The 16,084-nt window shown below is 45.4% G+C and carries 15 protein-coding genes, 2 rRNA genes and 1 riboswitch; of the genes, 2 read left to right on the forward strand and 15 right to left on the reverse strand.

The features are described from left to right. Positions 1-133 precede the first annotated feature (133 nt). Positions 134-363: riboswitch (cyclic di-AMP (ydaO/yuaA leader) on the reverse strand. A 197-nt stretch (positions 364-560) separates the two neighbouring features. Then, positions 561-1,331, reverse strand: a complete 771-nt coding sequence (locus NSQ29_RS27245) for a TatD family hydrolase (protein WP_042183828.1) — start codon at positions 1,329-1,331, stop codon at positions 561-563. Between the two features lie 111 nt (positions 1,332-1,442). Then, a complete protein-coding gene (locus NSQ29_RS27250) occupies positions 1,443-2,726 on the reverse strand; it encodes an HD domain-containing protein (RefSeq protein ID WP_341126511.1) in 1,284 nt (427 codons plus the stop codon). A gap of 304 nt (positions 2,727-3,030) precedes the next feature. On the opposite strand from NSQ29_RS27250, the gene NSQ29_RS27255 reads away from it, so the two are divergent. Continuing rightward, the gene (locus NSQ29_RS27255; protein ID WP_042123095.1) at positions 3,031-3,285 is read left to right on the forward strand and encodes an AbrB/MazE/SpoVT family DNA-binding domain-containing protein; all 255 of its coding nucleotides are present in this window, start codon (positions 3,031-3,033) and stop codon (positions 3,283-3,285) included. Positions 3,286-3,610: 325 nt separating this feature from the next. Here the strand turns inward: NSQ29_RS27255 and rsmI are convergent, their stop codons facing one another. The 10 genes from rsmI to NSQ29_RS27305 all read right to left on the reverse strand — a co-directional run bounded on the left by rsmI (position 3,611) and on the right by NSQ29_RS27305 (position 11,323). Further along, positions 3,611-4,525 carry a 16S rRNA (cytidine(1402)-2'-O)-methyltransferase gene (gene rsmI, locus NSQ29_RS27260; protein WP_042183824.1) on the reverse strand — a complete coding sequence of 305 codons (915 nt, stop codon included), beginning with the start codon at positions 4,523-4,525 and terminating at the stop codon, positions 3,611-3,613. Then, positions 4,522-5,295, reverse strand: coding sequence for a tRNA1(Val) (adenine(37)-N6)-methyltransferase (locus NSQ29_RS27265; RefSeq protein WP_042183822.1), 774 nt, complete (start codon positions 5,293-5,295; stop codon positions 4,522-4,524). Before NSQ29_RS27265 ends, rsmI begins: the two co-directional genes overlap by 4 nt. A 76-nt stretch (positions 5,296-5,371) precedes the next feature. Beyond that, a complete protein-coding gene (gene yabA, locus NSQ29_RS27270) occupies positions 5,372-5,737 on the reverse strand; it encodes a DNA replication initiation control protein YabA (protein ID WP_042123089.1) in 366 nt (121 codons plus the stop codon). 31 nt (positions 5,738-5,768) lie between these two features. Next, entirely contained in the window at positions 5,769-6,569 is an 801-nt protein-coding gene (locus NSQ29_RS27275) for a PSP1 domain-containing protein (protein ID WP_042123087.1), read from the reverse strand. 139 nt (positions 6,570-6,708) lie between these two features. Further along, the gene (gene holB / locus NSQ29_RS27280) at positions 6,709-7,683 is read right to left on the reverse strand and encodes a DNA polymerase III subunit delta' (RefSeq protein ID WP_042123085.1); all 975 of its coding nucleotides are present in this window, start codon (positions 7,681-7,683) and stop codon (positions 6,709-6,711) included. Positions 7,684-7,800: 117 nt separating this feature from the next. Further along, the gene (locus tag NSQ29_RS27285) at positions 7,801-8,244 is read right to left on the reverse strand and encodes a YaaR family protein (protein WP_042183820.1); all 444 of its coding nucleotides are present in this window, start codon (positions 8,242-8,244) and stop codon (positions 7,801-7,803) included. Between the two features lie 49 nt (positions 8,245-8,293). Then, entirely contained in the window at positions 8,294-8,623 is a 330-nt protein-coding gene (locus tag NSQ29_RS27290) for a cyclic-di-AMP receptor (RefSeq protein ID WP_042183817.1), read from the reverse strand. A gap of 121 nt (positions 8,624-8,744) precedes the next feature. After that, on the reverse strand, positions 8,745-9,386 hold the full coding sequence (gene tmk / locus NSQ29_RS27295; RefSeq protein WP_042183814.1) for a dTMP kinase: 642 nt from the start codon (positions 9,384-9,386) through the stop codon (positions 8,745-8,747). Next, entirely contained in the window at positions 9,387-10,928 is a 1,542-nt protein-coding gene (locus tag NSQ29_RS27300; RefSeq protein ID WP_341126512.1) for an aminotransferase class I/II-fold pyridoxal phosphate-dependent enzyme, read from the reverse strand. A gap of 209 nt (positions 10,929-11,137) precedes the next feature. Beyond that, complete coding sequence (locus NSQ29_RS27305; protein ID WP_042123074.1) at positions 11,138-11,323, reverse strand: sigma factor G inhibitor Gin; 186 nt, start codon at positions 11,321-11,323, stop codon at positions 11,138-11,140. A 208-nt stretch (positions 11,324-11,531) separates the two neighbouring features. On the opposite strand from NSQ29_RS27305, the gene NSQ29_RS27310 reads away from it, so the two are divergent. Further along, entirely contained in the window at positions 11,532-12,056 is a 525-nt protein-coding gene (locus tag NSQ29_RS27310; protein WP_042183802.1) for a hypothetical protein, read from the forward strand. Positions 12,057-12,128: 72 nt separating this feature from the next. Here NSQ29_RS27310 and NSQ29_RS27315 read toward each other — a convergent pair whose 3' ends face one another. The 3 genes from NSQ29_RS27315 to NSQ29_RS27325 form a co-directional block, all read right to left on the reverse strand. Further along, the gene (locus NSQ29_RS27315; protein ID WP_042183800.1) at positions 12,129-12,542 is read right to left on the reverse strand and encodes a hypothetical protein; all 414 of its coding nucleotides are present in this window, start codon (positions 12,540-12,542) and stop codon (positions 12,129-12,131) included. A 256-nt stretch (positions 12,543-12,798) separates the two neighbouring features. Continuing rightward, positions 12,799-12,915: ribosomal RNA gene (gene rrf / locus NSQ29_RS27320) — 5S ribosomal RNA — on the reverse strand. 74 nt (positions 12,916-12,989) lie between these two features. Beyond that, positions 12,990-15,918 (reverse strand): 23S ribosomal RNA (locus tag NSQ29_RS27325). Positions 15,919-16,084 lie beyond the last annotated feature (166 nt).

Here is a 16,084-nt window from a genome sequence, read left to right on the forward strand (position 1 = left end):
CCCACCCCTGTTATATAACAGTATGTGGGCAACATTCTATTTATTCAAAAATAAAAAAGCCTAAAAAGAGTTCAACTGAGGACTCTTTCGTGGCTTCTCCAATATCAGAATAGAGAATGCTTGTGCACGAGGTTGCCTCTCTTACTTGCGCTTACGGGGTTAGCTGTCGGGTTCGGACGAAAGAGAGACGCCCTATTTCAGGTCACCCGCTCATGGCGGTTGCCCTTAAATTCACCCCAAAGACCACGTGAAGAAATCAAATACTGTCCTACGGCACGTCTAAACCGTATTTAAAATACAGGCATGCGGCAGGTCAATATTGGTTCCCCCGTTCTCCATACGGAGACTCAGCGAGACGATCCATGAATCAATGGCTGTCACTATAACACAGCTCACATCACTGAAAAGATGATATCCTGTTTTGATGCATGTTGTAAAGGACGATTCAACCACGTTTACGCAAAAATATGGTTAAAATATTGTAATATTCAGCCGTTTTTATATTAAAAAAGTTTAATATATCGGCCATTCTCTATTTTTCGCCTGTTTTGCTCCCGTTTTCACTCAATCCCAAATCGTTCCAGTGCGTTCGCATACGTTATTTTAGCCAATTCTTCCCATGTTAACCCTTTAATTTCAGCTGCTGCCTCTGCTACAAGCTTCACATGAGCGCTCTCATTTCGCTTCCCGCGGAAGGGGTGTGGAGTCAAATATGGAGCATCGGTTTCGATCAATAATCGGTCTAGTGGGGTCTGCGCAAGCACTTCTTTTGGCACTCTTGCATTTTTGAACGTAATGGGTCCTCCAAAGGATAAATGAAAACCAAGATTCAAGCACATTTTAGCTGTTTCCCAGCTTCCTGAGAATGAGTGCATCACGCCTCCAACCTCATTTGCTTTTTCCTCCCGTAAAATCCGTACAACATCCTCATGGGCATCACGATCATGAATACAAATCGGCATATTTAATTCACGGGCTAGTCCAATTTGCTTGCGAAAAACTTCATGTTGCACATCCTTGGGAGAAGTATCCCAGTAATAATCCAGTCCGATTTCACCAATAGCCACTACTTTTTTATGACTGCATAGAGAAGCGATCCAATCGAGATCTCCTTCTTTCATATCAATCGCATCCTGAGGATGCCAACCCACTGCCGCATAAATATAATCATAAGATTCCGCCAGCTTCATCGTTGAGGGAATCGTCTCCCGATTAAATCCGATATTAATCATCTTGCTAACTCCTGCTTCTACAGCACGAGCGATAACTTCTTCGCGATCCTCGTCGAATTGAGGTGCATCCAGATGCGTATGTGTGTCAAACAGAAACATTTTAACCCTCACTCCTTGTTCTTTTTTAAATATAAGACAATATAAGTTTCACACTATCCGTTATATCTTATATTTCTACTCTTCTTGTCAAAAATCCCATATTTTCTTGTATTATTTTGCAAAAATCTCTGCAATAGAACCAGGCAATCGCGTAAGCGCATTTCTCAACTTATCCTGAGGAAAATAAAGATGATATCTGCCACGGTGAATACCGCTAATAGAACGCACAATATCCGACACCTCTGAAATTTCCCGCAGATGATCATGCCGATCAAGCAGCAGAATTTGTTTATTGTCAAAAGCTTCTCCCGGACGGAACACATCATAGGGCAGATCTGTCGGAAAATCAATCTCCAAATCATATTCTGGGTGAAGTCCCGCTGCCGCAAAACTGCTACGAATTTCAGTAATCATATCTGTATCGAGATTCTCCACCTCAACATATTTATACAGTTTACGATGAATAAAACGGGTACACAAGTCGCTTAGTAGCTCATCTTTCTCAAGCGTCCACTGCATAAAAGCCGTCTGTACCAGTGCTTCATCTAGCATTAAATATTGCTTCACTGTCACCTCACCACGGAACAAATCCTCCAGCGGATTAATCATGAAACTAAAATTGTACCCCTCTTGGAAAAGCTCCTTGGCTCTACGGAAAATTTGTCGTAAAATAATCTCTGAGCTACGTGTCACCGGATGAAAATAGACTTGCCAGTACATTTGATAGCGCGACATTAAATAATCTTCAATGGCGTGCATTCCCGATTCTTTTACAACAATTCGACCATTATAAGGACGCAGCATTCTTAAAATCCGATCAATGTCGATCGTCCCATAGTTTACACCTGTATAGTACGCATCACGCAGCAAATAATCCATGCGATCAGCATCTAGCGGACTGGAAACCAGATTTACAACAATTTCATGCTCATAAGTTTTAGCGATTACAGAGGCTACTTTACGAGGAAAATCCTCCTCCACATCACGCAAGATCTCAGTAATCTCTGTGTCCTCCAGAATAATTCGACAAGTCCAATCCTCATGATTCATTTCAAAAGCTTCTTCTATAGAATGGGAAAATGGACCGTGTCCCAGATCATGCAGCAAGGCCGCACACAAGGTAAGCAGACTTTCTTCAGGAATCCAATCCTTATACCCGCTTCGTTCAAATTGCGAAATAATTCTACGTGTAATTTCGTACACCCCTAGGGAATGAGAAAACCGACTATGCTCTGCGCCATGAAAAGTAAGATACGAGGTCCCCAGCTGGCGAATACGGCGTAAACGCTGAAATTCCTTTGTATTTATTAGTCGCCAAATAATAGTATCCTGCACATGGATATAATTGTGAACCGGATCTTTGAAAACCTTTTCTTCTGTGAGCGGCTGCTTCATGAGATCAACTCCTTTATTAAATTTAATATGATTTTAACCAATATAAGTATATAATAAGTAATTATGTCGTACTTTGTCGAATAGTGACGTTTTTAGTCTTGGTAAATCGACAAAGTTTATTTTTTCACTTTTTTTAGAATTCGTGATTGTTATAGGGAATTCAAAGTTTTCGTGAAAAAGCACTTATTCAACAGATGAAAAAAGGTTGACTGTTTTGGGAATCGTTGGTATTATAAATATCATAAAACAGTGAACAATGTCGAATAATGACGTTTTTGGAACATTGAGAGGAGTAACGATTGTTATGATGAAATCAACAGGAATTGTAAGAAAAGTAGACGAACTTGGACGGGTAGTTATTCCCATTGAATTGCGCCGTACTCTTGGCATTGGTGAAAAAGACGCACTTGAAATTTACGTTGATGGTGAGCGCATTATGCTTAAGAAATATGAGCCTGCCTGCATTTTCTGCGGCAACGCTGAGAACGTAACTTACTTCAAAGGAAAAATAGTTTGTCATGAATGCATTTCTACTATCCCTACCCCTGTGACAAACTAAAATAAATAGTATATAATAGAACTAATCAAATTGTTAATTCTAACCTTTTCATATCTCCTTGACCTCCCGTGACCGCGGGAGGTATTTTTTTTCTGCAATCACCTGTGTTTCCTGCCCAAAAGGTGTCTACAAGGATTAACTCCCCTCATGACACCTAATAATGATGGGGAATGCGGTGAGAGCATGAAGCAAATCGTGTTTTTACCATGATCTGGTCTATCTTGGGCTTCCTTTTGGGAACCACCTTCAGGCTAGAATCTCGTCAGCTTCGTAATACCCCTCCGCACCTTGTTAGCCTCTTAGAATTAGAATCCGTCAATAACACTTACTGCTGCTCCGTTTTATCCAGAAGTGCGTTATAAATATCCCGCTTTGACACACCACGATCAGAGGCTGCTTTTTTCATAGCTTCTTTACGCGGCATATCTGCTGCTTCGTAATGAGCAACATGTTCTTCAATATTTAACTGGCGCCACCAAGCCGATTCCGCCATTTCAGCATCTTCCTTGCTCTCGCCTTCAACGACGATAACATACTCACCAAGCGGTGGATGTTCAGCGAGCCAATCCGTACATTCCTCGATCGTCCCACGTAGAAACTCCTCATATCTCTTCGTCAGTTCACGAGCAAGCACAATTCGCCGATTGCCAAATGCTTCATGGAGATGAGCCAGTGTCTTCACCACGCGATGTGGAGATTCGTAGAACAGTATAGTCCCTTGCGCCGAACGAAGTGGACTTAATACCGCACGGATATCTTTACGTTCTCGAGGTAAGAAGCCGATAAAAGTGAAAGTAGTCGTAGGCAGACCAGAGGCAATTAATGCTGACAAAGCTGCGTTAGCTCCGGGTATAGGAATTACTGGTATACCATGACTTATGGCAAGGGCTACAAGGTCTGCACCAGGGTCGGAAATGGCTGGTAAACCGGCATCGCTGACGAGTGCCAAATTTTTTCCTTCTATTATATAGCGGATAAGTTCAGGTCCACTGGCAGCCTTATTATGCTCATGATAACTGAACAACATAGAGGGTGTAATTTCAAAATGGCTCAACAATTTCCGAGTTTGTCTTGTATCCTCAGCTGCAATAATATCGCATTCCTGCAAAGTGCGGACAGCACGATAAGTCATATCCTCTAAATTACCGATGGGTGTTGCCACCAAAAAAAGTGAACCGGTTGATTCCTGCTTATGTGTATTGTTATTGTTCTGAAAACTGCTTTGGCATGATATCGTCATGATTTACCCTCTTTAGCACCATAGTAGATGTCCATAATTTCTGGACAGTATTGATTGTCCTCATTATATACAATGAGTGGTGGATGTAAACGAACCTCCGGCTTACCATCACGTATCGCTTCAATTAATACCATATTAGCTTCCAGATGCGCACGTGGATGTACAAAGCGAATAATCTTAGGCTCGAGCCTATATTTTCTCATAAGACTAATAATATCGACCAATCGTTGTGGCTTGTGAACCATACTTACCTTTCCACCGGTGCGAACCAGTCTCACACAGGCTTGAATGACCTCCTCCAGCGTACACCCGATTTCATGACGAGCCATAGCCTGATGAGTGTTCAGCTTGAGGTCACTGCCGTTAAGCGGCATATAAGGAGGATTGACTGTTATTGCATCATATACGCCATGCCCTGCAACTTTATATAACTCACGTAAATCGCCTTCATGGATCACAACCTGATCCTGTAGCCCATTTAGAGCCACGCTACGCCGAGCCATATCCGCTAAACGGGGCTGAATTTCAATCCCTTCTATAGAAGCTTTAGTTCGGGTCGTCATCAAAATAGGAATTACACCATTTCCAGTACAAAGATCCAGGACTCTCCCACGAGGCGGAACGCTGGCGAAACGCGCAAGCAGTACAGCATCCATAGAAAAGCTAAATACTTCGTCACTTTGAATAATTCGCAAGTCATGCGTTAATAAATCATCCACCCGCTCCGTCGGCAACAAAGGAACAGATATATCGTTAAAAGAATTTGTCATGTAGTAATCTCCTAAATGTTTTGTTGAGCTAAATTCAAAAAAAACCGTAGGATCAATCTCCTACGGCTGGATATCCTCATTTATTAAGAAAAGAAAGACAGAACAGACAATCACCTTCCGTGCGTAAATGTCCAAAATAAACATTACAGATGTGAAAGCCTTCATGGTAAAGCCGGGCCAAGTTGTCATAACCTTCCCCGACAACCTCTTCTGTTCCCTCTCCGGCAGCTAAAAGAGCTTCCGCCTCCGCAGAATCTACGGTAGGATCCAAAGGTGCATCCCGCTTTAAAATTTTGCGAAGCTGTTCATTCTCCAGAGTTAACCTCTGATTAGCTTCCATCAGTTCTTTTACCGTCTGTTTCCATTCTCCAAGATTGGCGCGCATCGTTTCCATCTGTGCTTCCATATCCTGCATGTGTGCAAATATATTTTTCTTCTCCAAGTTTCCACCCCGAAAGTAACCTTATAATGGTTTACTTGACGACAACATCATCCATTGGAAGTTCCTTAACTTTGCCCACTTCAAACAACTGTACATGAACCGTACGGCTTCCGGCATTAAGTCCTACTACTTTGCCATCACCCAATGAGGTCACGACAATCTTGCCGACCGCTGGCATTTCTTCCTTTACACTCTCATAATTGTCATGCTCAAATTTCAAACAACACATCAGACGTCCACAAAGTCCTGAAATCTTCGTCGGATTAAGTGACAGGTTCTGATCCTTCGCCATTTTAATGGATACGGGTTCAAAATCCCCTAACCAAGATGAACAACAAAGCACTCGCCCACAAGGTCCAAGTCCACCTAGCATTTTAGCCTCATCACGCACCCCAATTTGCCGTAGCTCAATGCGGGTCCGGAAGATACTTGCTAGATCTTTAACCAATTCTCTGAAGTCGACCCGTCCTTCGGCCGTAAAGTAAAATATAATCTTATTACGGTCAAAAGTAAACTCTACATCGACGAGCTTCATTTTGAGACCATGGTCGCGTATTTTATTTAAACAGGTGGTAAAAGCCTCTTTAGCGGCCCCTTTGTTCTCTTCAACTACGCGTGCGTCGGTTTCTCCGGCAATACGCATCACTTTTTTGAGGGGCAAAACTACGTCGGATTCTTCCACCTCTTTTTTGCCTACGACAACTTTACCGTATTCAACCCCACGTGCTGTCTCCACAATAACATATTGATCCCGTTCAATCGGAAAATCAAGTGGATCGAAATAATATATTTTACCCGCTTTTTTAAAACGGACACCTACTACGCTGTACAAAAATTAACCCCCTTGTTTGCCGGTAAAAGGAACCTATGGGCATGTCCGCTCCCTGATGATCCATGCTTGTCCTTCCTCGTCTGTTAAAACGATATTTCCAGGTAAAGCGACATCCGGAGGATATATCATAACTAATCCTTTAACTTTCCAGTCGGATTAAAAACTGCTCCAGACACAACTGGGCATTGGCATTGGATCGCAGCTTCTTAGTGCTCTCTGCAGCAAATCCCATATAAGCCACCCATTGTTCCGCACTCCGCTCACGGGCATGCCTGGAAATAAAGTCTAACTGATCTATGAAAACGATACTTTCATGCTTACGATACAGGAAGTAAAGCATATCTTTAAACCACAGATGGAACATGCTGAAGAAGATATCCAAATGTTCAGCGAGTCCGGTCTTGAACAGCTTCTGCCCAGCAGTTGCTACAGCGGAGCTGCCCTTGCCTAAGGACTCCTTAGCTAATTGTAACATTACATTTCTCATTTCTGCAAACCAATTCTGTTCCAAAAGTTTCCTGCAACCATCAAGTCCTGAACTAAGTGATACTGCACATCGAGCTAAGGGTATGGGAACGCCCTCACTTGCCAGAGCTTGGAGCATAATATCCGGGTTTAACGGACTAAATGGAATCCGTTGAGTCCGCGACTGAATTGTTGGCAATAAGGAACGGCTATTATCAGAAATTAAGATTCCAACAGCCGGAGCTGGTGGTTCCTCCAGAAATTTCAGCAGACTATTGGCAGCTTGTACCGTCATTTTGTCTGCTCCATCTATAATATAAACTTTCGGATTCACACCCTCTGACCGATAGGAAAAGACGCGCTGCAGCTCACGGATTTGATCTATTTTAATACTTGCTCCATCTGGCTGCAGCAGTGACAAATCAGGGTGGTTTCCATGCTCTACTTTACGGCACTCCAGGCATTCCCCACAGGCATCGTCCTTGCTCTGGGTACAAAATATAGCTTGGGCAAACATCAGCGCCGTTTTCATTTGTCCACTGCCTGCCGGCCCTGTAAATAAATAAGCATGACTCACAGCTTCTTTGCGCAAGGCATTTTGGAGTAGCCGCTTGGCGTTCTCCTGGCCTACTATATCATGAAAAGGCATAATTTCCTCCCAAAACTTTCAAACATAAACGCCTTTAGCGTCCTTATAAGGACGGTAAGTGTTTAATCGAGAAATATAAGGCTAAAGTATAGTGTAAAGCATATACTTTCTTATATTTTAAAAAGAAAGGTTGATTAACAACCCACGGATTTCTCCAACGCGTCCTAACAGATCGATCCGGCCTTGCTCACTATTCAGCAAATCATCTGCCATTGATAGCAAAGCCGAATCAATTTCCTCAAGCAGCTTGTAACGCTTGCCACGTCCACGTCGATCCCATCCGCGTGTTTCCTTCAGAATGACGCCTCTTCGAGCCGTTTCCTCCAGAAATCTTTTGATCATCATCCGGTAGATGGTAAGCTCACGAATCGTCATAGACTTAGATAAACGATCGCCTTGAGACTGTATTTCTTTGATCTGGCGATTCAGTTCATCTTTGGTTTTCTGCTCACTTTGCTGCTGAAAAACATCAGAGAACGTTTTTTGCTGAACGGGTTTGTTAGCCCCTTCTGCATTTGGCATCTCACTCTTCAAGGGCCTATACCCCGGATTGATCTTCAAAGGTTATCTACCGCCCTTTTTATAAATGGCTTGCTAATCTATATTATACTTAATAATGTTCAAAACGATCTACAGGAAGTACGAATACAGTAGCTCCACCCACTTGTACCTCAACAGGAAGTGGCAAATACGAATCCGTTGTTCCACTCATCGGTGTTACAGGAGTGACTAACTGCTCACGCACTTTACAGCTGTTTCGGATTACGGTCAATACAGATTCAATCTGACTGTCTTCTACCCCGATCATAAATGTCGTATTCCCCGCTCGTAGAAATCCACCTGTACTTGCAAGTTTAGTAGCACGGAAATTGGCTTTGACTAGCTCGCTGGACAACCGGTTACTGTCTTTATCCTGGATAATTGCAATGATCAACTTCATCTTCGCATTCCCTCCCAATACTTTTATGGTGTATTACTACTTAGAGTTACTCGTAGTAACCCTTACTTCATAAGCACACGCCTAATTATGTCACTTCTCTTAGTATATTAGACAAAACACCCTAAAAACCCTTTAATACTCTCTCTTCAAGAGTTCTCACGATATCTTGTTCTACCATATGAATGGGGCGATTAGCATCCAGAACTACTATTCTGTCCGGATTGGCCTGGGCTAATAATTGATAGCCTTCACGGACCTTCTTATGAAAAGAAAGGCTCTCCAGATCCAGACGATTCACTTCCCGTTCTTGATTCGCTGCTATCCGTGACAACCCTATCTCTGGGTCTACATCCAGATAAAAGGTTAGATCTGGCATACGGTTCCCTATCGCAAAACGATTAATACTCCATACCTCTTCTATTCCGAGTCCTCTCGCATGTCCTTGATAAACGAGGCTGCTGTCTACAAAGCGGTCACAGAGTACAGTAAGCCCTTCTCTAAGAGCTGGTTCAACGACTTCGGCGAGATGTTGGCTTCTTGATGCAGCGTATAGTAATGCCTCTGTACGCGCATCCATAGCTGTATGGGCAGGATCTAGAATAATGGAACGAATCTTCTCAGCAATCTCAACGCCACCCGGTTCACGGGTAATTCGATAAGGCATGGACCGGTTCTGTAAATAGGCCGTTACTCTACCTAGTACCGTTGTTTTTCCGGAGCCTTCGCCCCCTTCTAATGTTATGAAGAAACCTTCTTTTCCCACTTATGCTTCTCCGCCCTTCTGAATGTTGTATACCTCAATACGCTGCAAGACCGGATCAGCACAAGCCTGAAATTTGGCGCCTCCTTTGGCTAAACCAGCCAGCCTTCTTTGGATCTGATCTGTGATCACTTCACCCGGATATAATACCGGGATGCCTGGTGGATAGGGAATAACCATCTCTGCCGCCACTCTACCCACGCAATGTTTAAGATCAATACTTTCAATCTCATTGACCGACACCGGCTTCAATGAGAAGTGAACAGGATCTGAGATTTGTAAAGAATGGAAATTGTTCCACGTGGAAATATTGCGAGCGCCTGATAAGTCGGGGGCGTTCGGTGATTCGGAAGGCTCCTCCGAATCTATTTCCCGCAGCGCCTGCAGCAAATGATCTGCATCTCCAGCCTTCGATCCAAGGCTGAACAGCAGCACTACGTGCCGGTCATCGCTCATCTCCGGCACGCAGCCCTTTGCCTCGAGCTTACGCTGCAGCTCGAAGCCGCTCAGGACCCCGGTGGCGTCATAAATGACGACTTTAAAGGGGTCCTGTGTCACGTACGCCGCCAAAGAATCAGGCGGCGTATTCGGGTGCAGCGGCTCTGCCGGCTGCACTAGTCCGTAGCGCGGCAGCTCCGCGAGTCCGCGCCGCAGAACGTCCACGGCGGCCAGCCCCGCCGTGAAGGCACCCTTGCCCCGGCTGTGCAGCAGCCGCCGGGCAAGATCCAGCGACGCCACCATAGGATATGATGGGCTGGAGCTCTGCACCATGGCGAGCCGCTGCCGGAGCAGGGCGCGGTCGAGCCGCGGCCCTTGAACATGCAGCATAGCGCCCATGGTCATCGCTGTGAGCATCTTGTGCGTGGACTGCACGACGCCGTCCGCGCCACAAGCAAGTGCCCCGGCTGGCAGCGCCGGGTGCTGCCCATAATGCGCCCCGTGCGCTTCATCCACAAGCAGCGGTACACCGCTGTCGTGACAAATACGCGCGAGGGGCGCAAGATCACTACCCATGCCGTAATAATTCGGCATGGTAACAAGTACAGCTGCGGCTTCAGGATAGGCTGCAAGTGCAGCCTTAACAGCTTCGGCCGCCGGCGCCACTGCCAAGCCGCTAAGTGGATCAATCAGAGGCTCCAGAAAAACAGCACGTACTCCAGCCAACATCAGTCCATGAATGACTGACTTATGCACATTGCGTTGAACAATCATAATCATTCCAGGCTCGGGACAAGCGGTTAGAATAAGAGCCAGATTGCCGGCTGTGCTCCCTCCAACCAGAAAAAAGCTTTCCTCTGCTCCAAAGCAGTCTGCTGCCAACTCTTGCGCTTCCTTGATAACTCCCTCAGGATGATGAAGATCATCCGTTCCAGAAATTTCCGTAACATCATACTTCATTACCTCATCTAAAAAGCCAGCGCCTTCAACGCCCTCATATGCCTCTCCATTCTTATGACCTGGCACATGATATGATCTATTACCCATAATTCTATATTGTTCCAGCATTTCGTATATAGGCGCCCTACAACGTTGTAATTTATTCATATTAAATTCCTTCCCATAGGGTTCCTTCTATTTTAACGTAAATATTCGCAAACGCCTACGCTTCAGTGTAAAAGCAGCCCTATGGACAAGAAAACGGCTCCTCCCGCCTGAAGAACGAGGAAGCCGTGTATTGAATATCACTAATGCAGCCTTCGTATCTTTCATCCAGACCGCTCTCTTAATTGCATCATTTAACAGAGTTACTCTACTTAGGCGTTCTTTTGCAATCCAATCTTCTTCATCCGGCCGATAAAAAAACGGTACTTGGCATCTTCAGCCTCGGTACGTATCATCTCAGCCTCACATTCCTCACAAATAAAATGCGAGACAATCACAATACCTTCCTCTTTTACCTGTCCACAAATGATACAAGCTTGCCCGGTTTGCTGTTCCATAACCATCCCACCTTGACTCTTTTAAGAACAGTATGATACACCTTCTATCATTTTAAACCTTTTCATAGTTTTTTCATATCCTTCGTATCGTGCATTATATATATTCCGTTGCCGTTATATCGGTGAATTTTCGCCGCAGTTTAATAAAATACATCCAATCGCCGATATTAAGAACATACGAATTCACGAGGAGGTTAGACTATAATCTATGGAACCCACTACCAAAGGTGCAGCTACATTCTATCAATATAAACTAATTAAAAAAGTCAATCTAACGGCACGCCTGCTGCCTATTTATATTATGCTTCCCTTATTAGTCCTTGTGCTCGAAACCGTATTTCTTTCCTGGTGGAGCATTCTTTACATAATCATAGCAGCGCCTGTAGCCTTCTGGGTTCAATATGTCATTTCACGCTCAGTTCTTTTAATCTCAGGACACCCCATTTCAAAAAGATGGTCTGTCTCATTTAAACTGCCTTGGTTAGGGTTTATGCCTGATCAACATATTAGTTACCGTATATTCCGTAAAGTACAACTACATAATTTCTATATCGGTCTTTGTATTGCAGCACTCTTTATTTTCTGGTCACCGCCAGCATTTACAGTATCACTGATCACTTGTCACTTATGGCTCCTACTGCCTCGTCTTTATACTCTGTTCAGACTGAATCGACAGGATCAGGGAGGCATGCTGAAATTCAATCCGACCGATGTATCCTATTACTCTCAATAAAGTGCAGCAGTATAGCTCATATTATTTTCATGTATTAAAAAACAAACCGCCATCCTTAGGGATGGCGATTCTTTATTTCGTCTTAAGGCCTTTAATGGAGGTCTTCTTTTCTTTAGGAATCATTACTACAAAATAATCATCGTGCACTGTTAAATGAACCGTTAACCCATCCTTCAGAAAAACGCCCGAAGAATCACTATCATCATCTTCCTGTTCTGTCCATCCCCAGGCTTTAATAGCCTCCAAATAAGGATCCGGAATACCATTCTTCTCCTTTAATCCAGGTAAAGAATAACGTACATAATCCATAGCAACGTTAGTAGTGGTCTGATCTGGTGAGTTTGCCTCATGAGGGACAGGGAAGCTTTTCTCATTCAGTGCACCCTCGAAAGTATCCCACTTAGGTTCTTTAGCCCCGCAACTTGCCAGTATTAAAGTTAAAATACAAGAAATCATTATTAACTTGAATATTTTTAATTGTTTCATGCCTTAAATCCTCCCTACCTCTACAATGCATCTAAAGACACAAGAAAATTCAAAGTTAGAATTTATGAGTAGTTCCTTCGTATTAAAGATCTGCTAACTATTAGCACTTTTCTATTATACTTGTATCCACCGCAGCGTCGGTAACAAAAATGTCATTCCACAGTAACCTATTCTACTGTTATTACTAGCCTTAAATACTTGCATAATAAAAAAAGAAAAAAAGCCACTGCTGATATTATCAACAATGGCTTAATCTGCTTGGCAACGTCCTACTCTCCCAGGACCCTTCGGTCCAAGTACCATCGGCGCTGGAGGGCTTAACGGTCGTGTTCGGGATGGGTACGCGTGGAACCCCTCCGCTATCGCCACCAAACGGGCATTTACAGCGTAAATGCTCAGGCTTAATCGCCTGAAAACTGAATCCGAATTGAATTTGCGTATTAAGTATAGGATAAGCCCTCGACCGATTAGTATTGGTCAGCTCCATGCATTACTGCACTTCCACCTCCAACCTATCTACCTCGTCGTCTTCAAGGGGTCTTACTAATTGGGAAATCTCATCTTGAGGGGGGCTTCACGCTTAGATGCTTTCAGCGCTTATCCCGTCCGTACGTAGCTACCCAGCCATGCTCCTGGCGGAACAACTGGTGCACCAGCGGTACGTCCATCCCGGTCCTCTCGTACTAAGGACAGCTCCTCTCAAATTTCCTGCGCCCACGACAGATAGGGACCGAACTGTCTCACGACGTTCTGAACCCAGCTCGCGTACCGCTTTAATGGGCGAACAGCCCAACCCTTGGGACCTACTTCAGCCCCAGGATGCGATGAGCCGACATCGAGGTGCCAAACCTCCCCGTCGATGTGGACTCTTGGGGGAGATAAGCCTGTTATCCCCAGGGTAGCTTTTATCCGTTGAGCGATGGCCCTTCCATGCGGTACCACCGGATCACTAAGTCCGACTTTCGTCCCTGCTCGACTTGTAGGTCTCGCAGTCAAGCTCCCTTATGCCTTTGCACTCTTCGAATGATTTCCAACCATTCTGAGGGAACCTTGGAACGCCTCCGTTACTCTTTAGGAGGCGACCGCCCCAGTCAAACTGCCCGCCTGACACGGTCCCCGTACCCGATTAGGGTACTAGGTTAGAACCTAGATACGATCAGGGTGGTATCCCAACGGCGCCTCCACCGAAGCTTGCGCTCCGATTTCTACGGCTCCCACCTATCCTGTACAGATCGTACCCAAATTCAATATCAAGCTGCAGTAAAGCTCCATGGGGTCTTTCCGTCTTGTCGCGGGTAACCTGCATCTTCACAGGTATTAAAATTTCACCGGATCTCTCGTTGAGACAGCGCCCAAGTCGTTACGCCATTCGTGCGGGTCAGAATTTACCTGACAAGGAATTTCGCTACCTTAGGACCGTTATAGTTACGGCCGCCGTTTACTGGGGCTTCGGTTCATAGCTTCGGGTTACCCCTAACCACTCCCCTTAACCTTCCAGCACCGGGCAGGCGTCAGCCCGTATACTTCGCCTTGCGGCTTCGCACAGACCTGTGTTTTTGCTAAACAGTCGCTTGGGCCTTTTCACTGCGGCCCCCTCGTGCTATTCACACTACCGGGGCACCCCTTCTCCCGAAGTTACGGGGTCATTTTGCCGAGTTCCTTAACGAGAGTTCTTCCGCGCGCCTTAGAATTCTCTTCTCGCCTACCTGTGTCGGTTTGCGGTACGGGCACCTTCTCCTGGCTAGAGGCTTTTCTTGGCAGTGTGAGATCATGACCTTCGCTACTGTAATTTTCGCTCCCCATCACAGCCCAGCCTTAATGATGTGCGGATTTGCCTACACATCAGCCTCACTGCTTAGACGGACATATCCATCAGTCCGCGTCACTACCCTCCTGCGTCACCCCATCGCTCATAGCGGATTACGGTGGTACAGTAATTTCAAACTGTTGTCCTTCGACTACGCCTTTCGGCCTCGCCTTAGGTCCCGACTTACCCTGAGCGGACGAGCCTTCCTCAGGAAACCTTGGGCTTTCGGCGGATCAGATTCTCACTGATCTTTTCGTTACTCATACCGGCATTCTCACTTGTATGCTGTCCAGCGCTCCTTACGGTACACCTTCAACCCACATACAACGCTCCCCTACCCCAGATACATACGTATCTAGCCATAGCTTCGGTGGTGTGTTTAGCCCCGTTACATTTTCGGCGCAGAGTCACTCGACCAGTGAGCTATTACGCACTCTTTCAATGGTGGCTGCTTCTAAGCCAACATCCTGGTTGTCTGTGCAACTCCACATCCTTTCCCACTTAACACACACTTGGGGACCTTAGCTGATGGTCTGGGCTGTTTCCCTTTTGACAATGGATCTTAGCACTCACTGTCTGACTCCCGGCAATAAGTATATGGCATTCGGAGTTTGACTGAGCTTGGTAATCCTTGCGGACCCCGCACCCAATCAGTGCTCTACCTCCACTACTCTTATACCGAGGCTAGCCCTAAAGCTATTTCGGGGAGAACCAGCTATCTCCGAGTTCGATTGGAATTTCTCCGCTACCCCCACCTCATCCCCGCATTTTTCAACATGCGTGGGTTCGGGCCTCCAGTGCGTGTTACCGCACCTTCACCCTGGACAGGGGTAGATCACACGGTTTCGGGTCTACGTCCACATACTAAATCGCCCTATTCAGACTCGCTTTCGCTGCGGCTCCGTCTTCTCGACTTAACCTTGCATGTTAAACGTAACTCGCCGGTTCATTCTACAAAAGGCACGCCATCACCCATTAATAGGGCTCTGACTTTTTGTAAGCACACGGTTTCAGGTTCTATTTCACTCCCCTTCCGGGGTGCTTTTCACCTTTCCCTCACGGTACTGTTTCACTATCGGTCGCCAGGTAGTATTTAGCCTTAGCAGATGGTCCTGCTGGATTCATACGGGGTTTCACGTGCCCCGCACTACTCGGGATCCGTCTCGGAGAGAACACAGTTTAGGTTACAGGGCTTTTACCTCTATCGCGGGCCTTTCCAGACCTCTTCACCTACCATATTCCTTTGTAACTCCATGTGAGACGTCCCACAACCCCTAAGAGCAAGCTCTTAGGTTTAGGCTGTTCCGCGTTCGCTCGCCGCTACTGACGGAATCACTATTGTTTTCTCTTCCTCAGGGTACTTAGATGTTTCAGTTCCCCTGGTCTGCCTCTACATCTCCTATGTGTTCAGAGATGAGTAACTGCGAATTACCACAGCTGGGTTTCCCCATTCGGACACCCCCGGATCAAAGCTTGCTTACAGCTCCCCGAGGCAGTTTCGTTGTTCGCCACGTCCTTCGTCGGCTCCTGGCGCCTAGGCATCCTCCGTGTGCTCTTATTAGCTTAACCTCGATTTTTCCTAAGAAAAATCTCACTAATAACATTTACTTGTTTGCACAAGTTGCTAAAAGATGTTCTAAAACGCAAATTCGTTTCGGTATCCAGTTTTCAAGGATCAAGTTTAAAGATGAGAGCTTAAACTCTCAAAACTGAGCAACGAGTGAGTAACAGGCCT

Source organism: Paenibacillus sp. FSL F4-0236 (assembly GCF_038000135.1).
In the GTDB taxonomy this organism is placed as follows: Bacteria; Bacillota; Bacilli; order Paenibacillales; family Paenibacillaceae; genus Paenibacillus_AQ.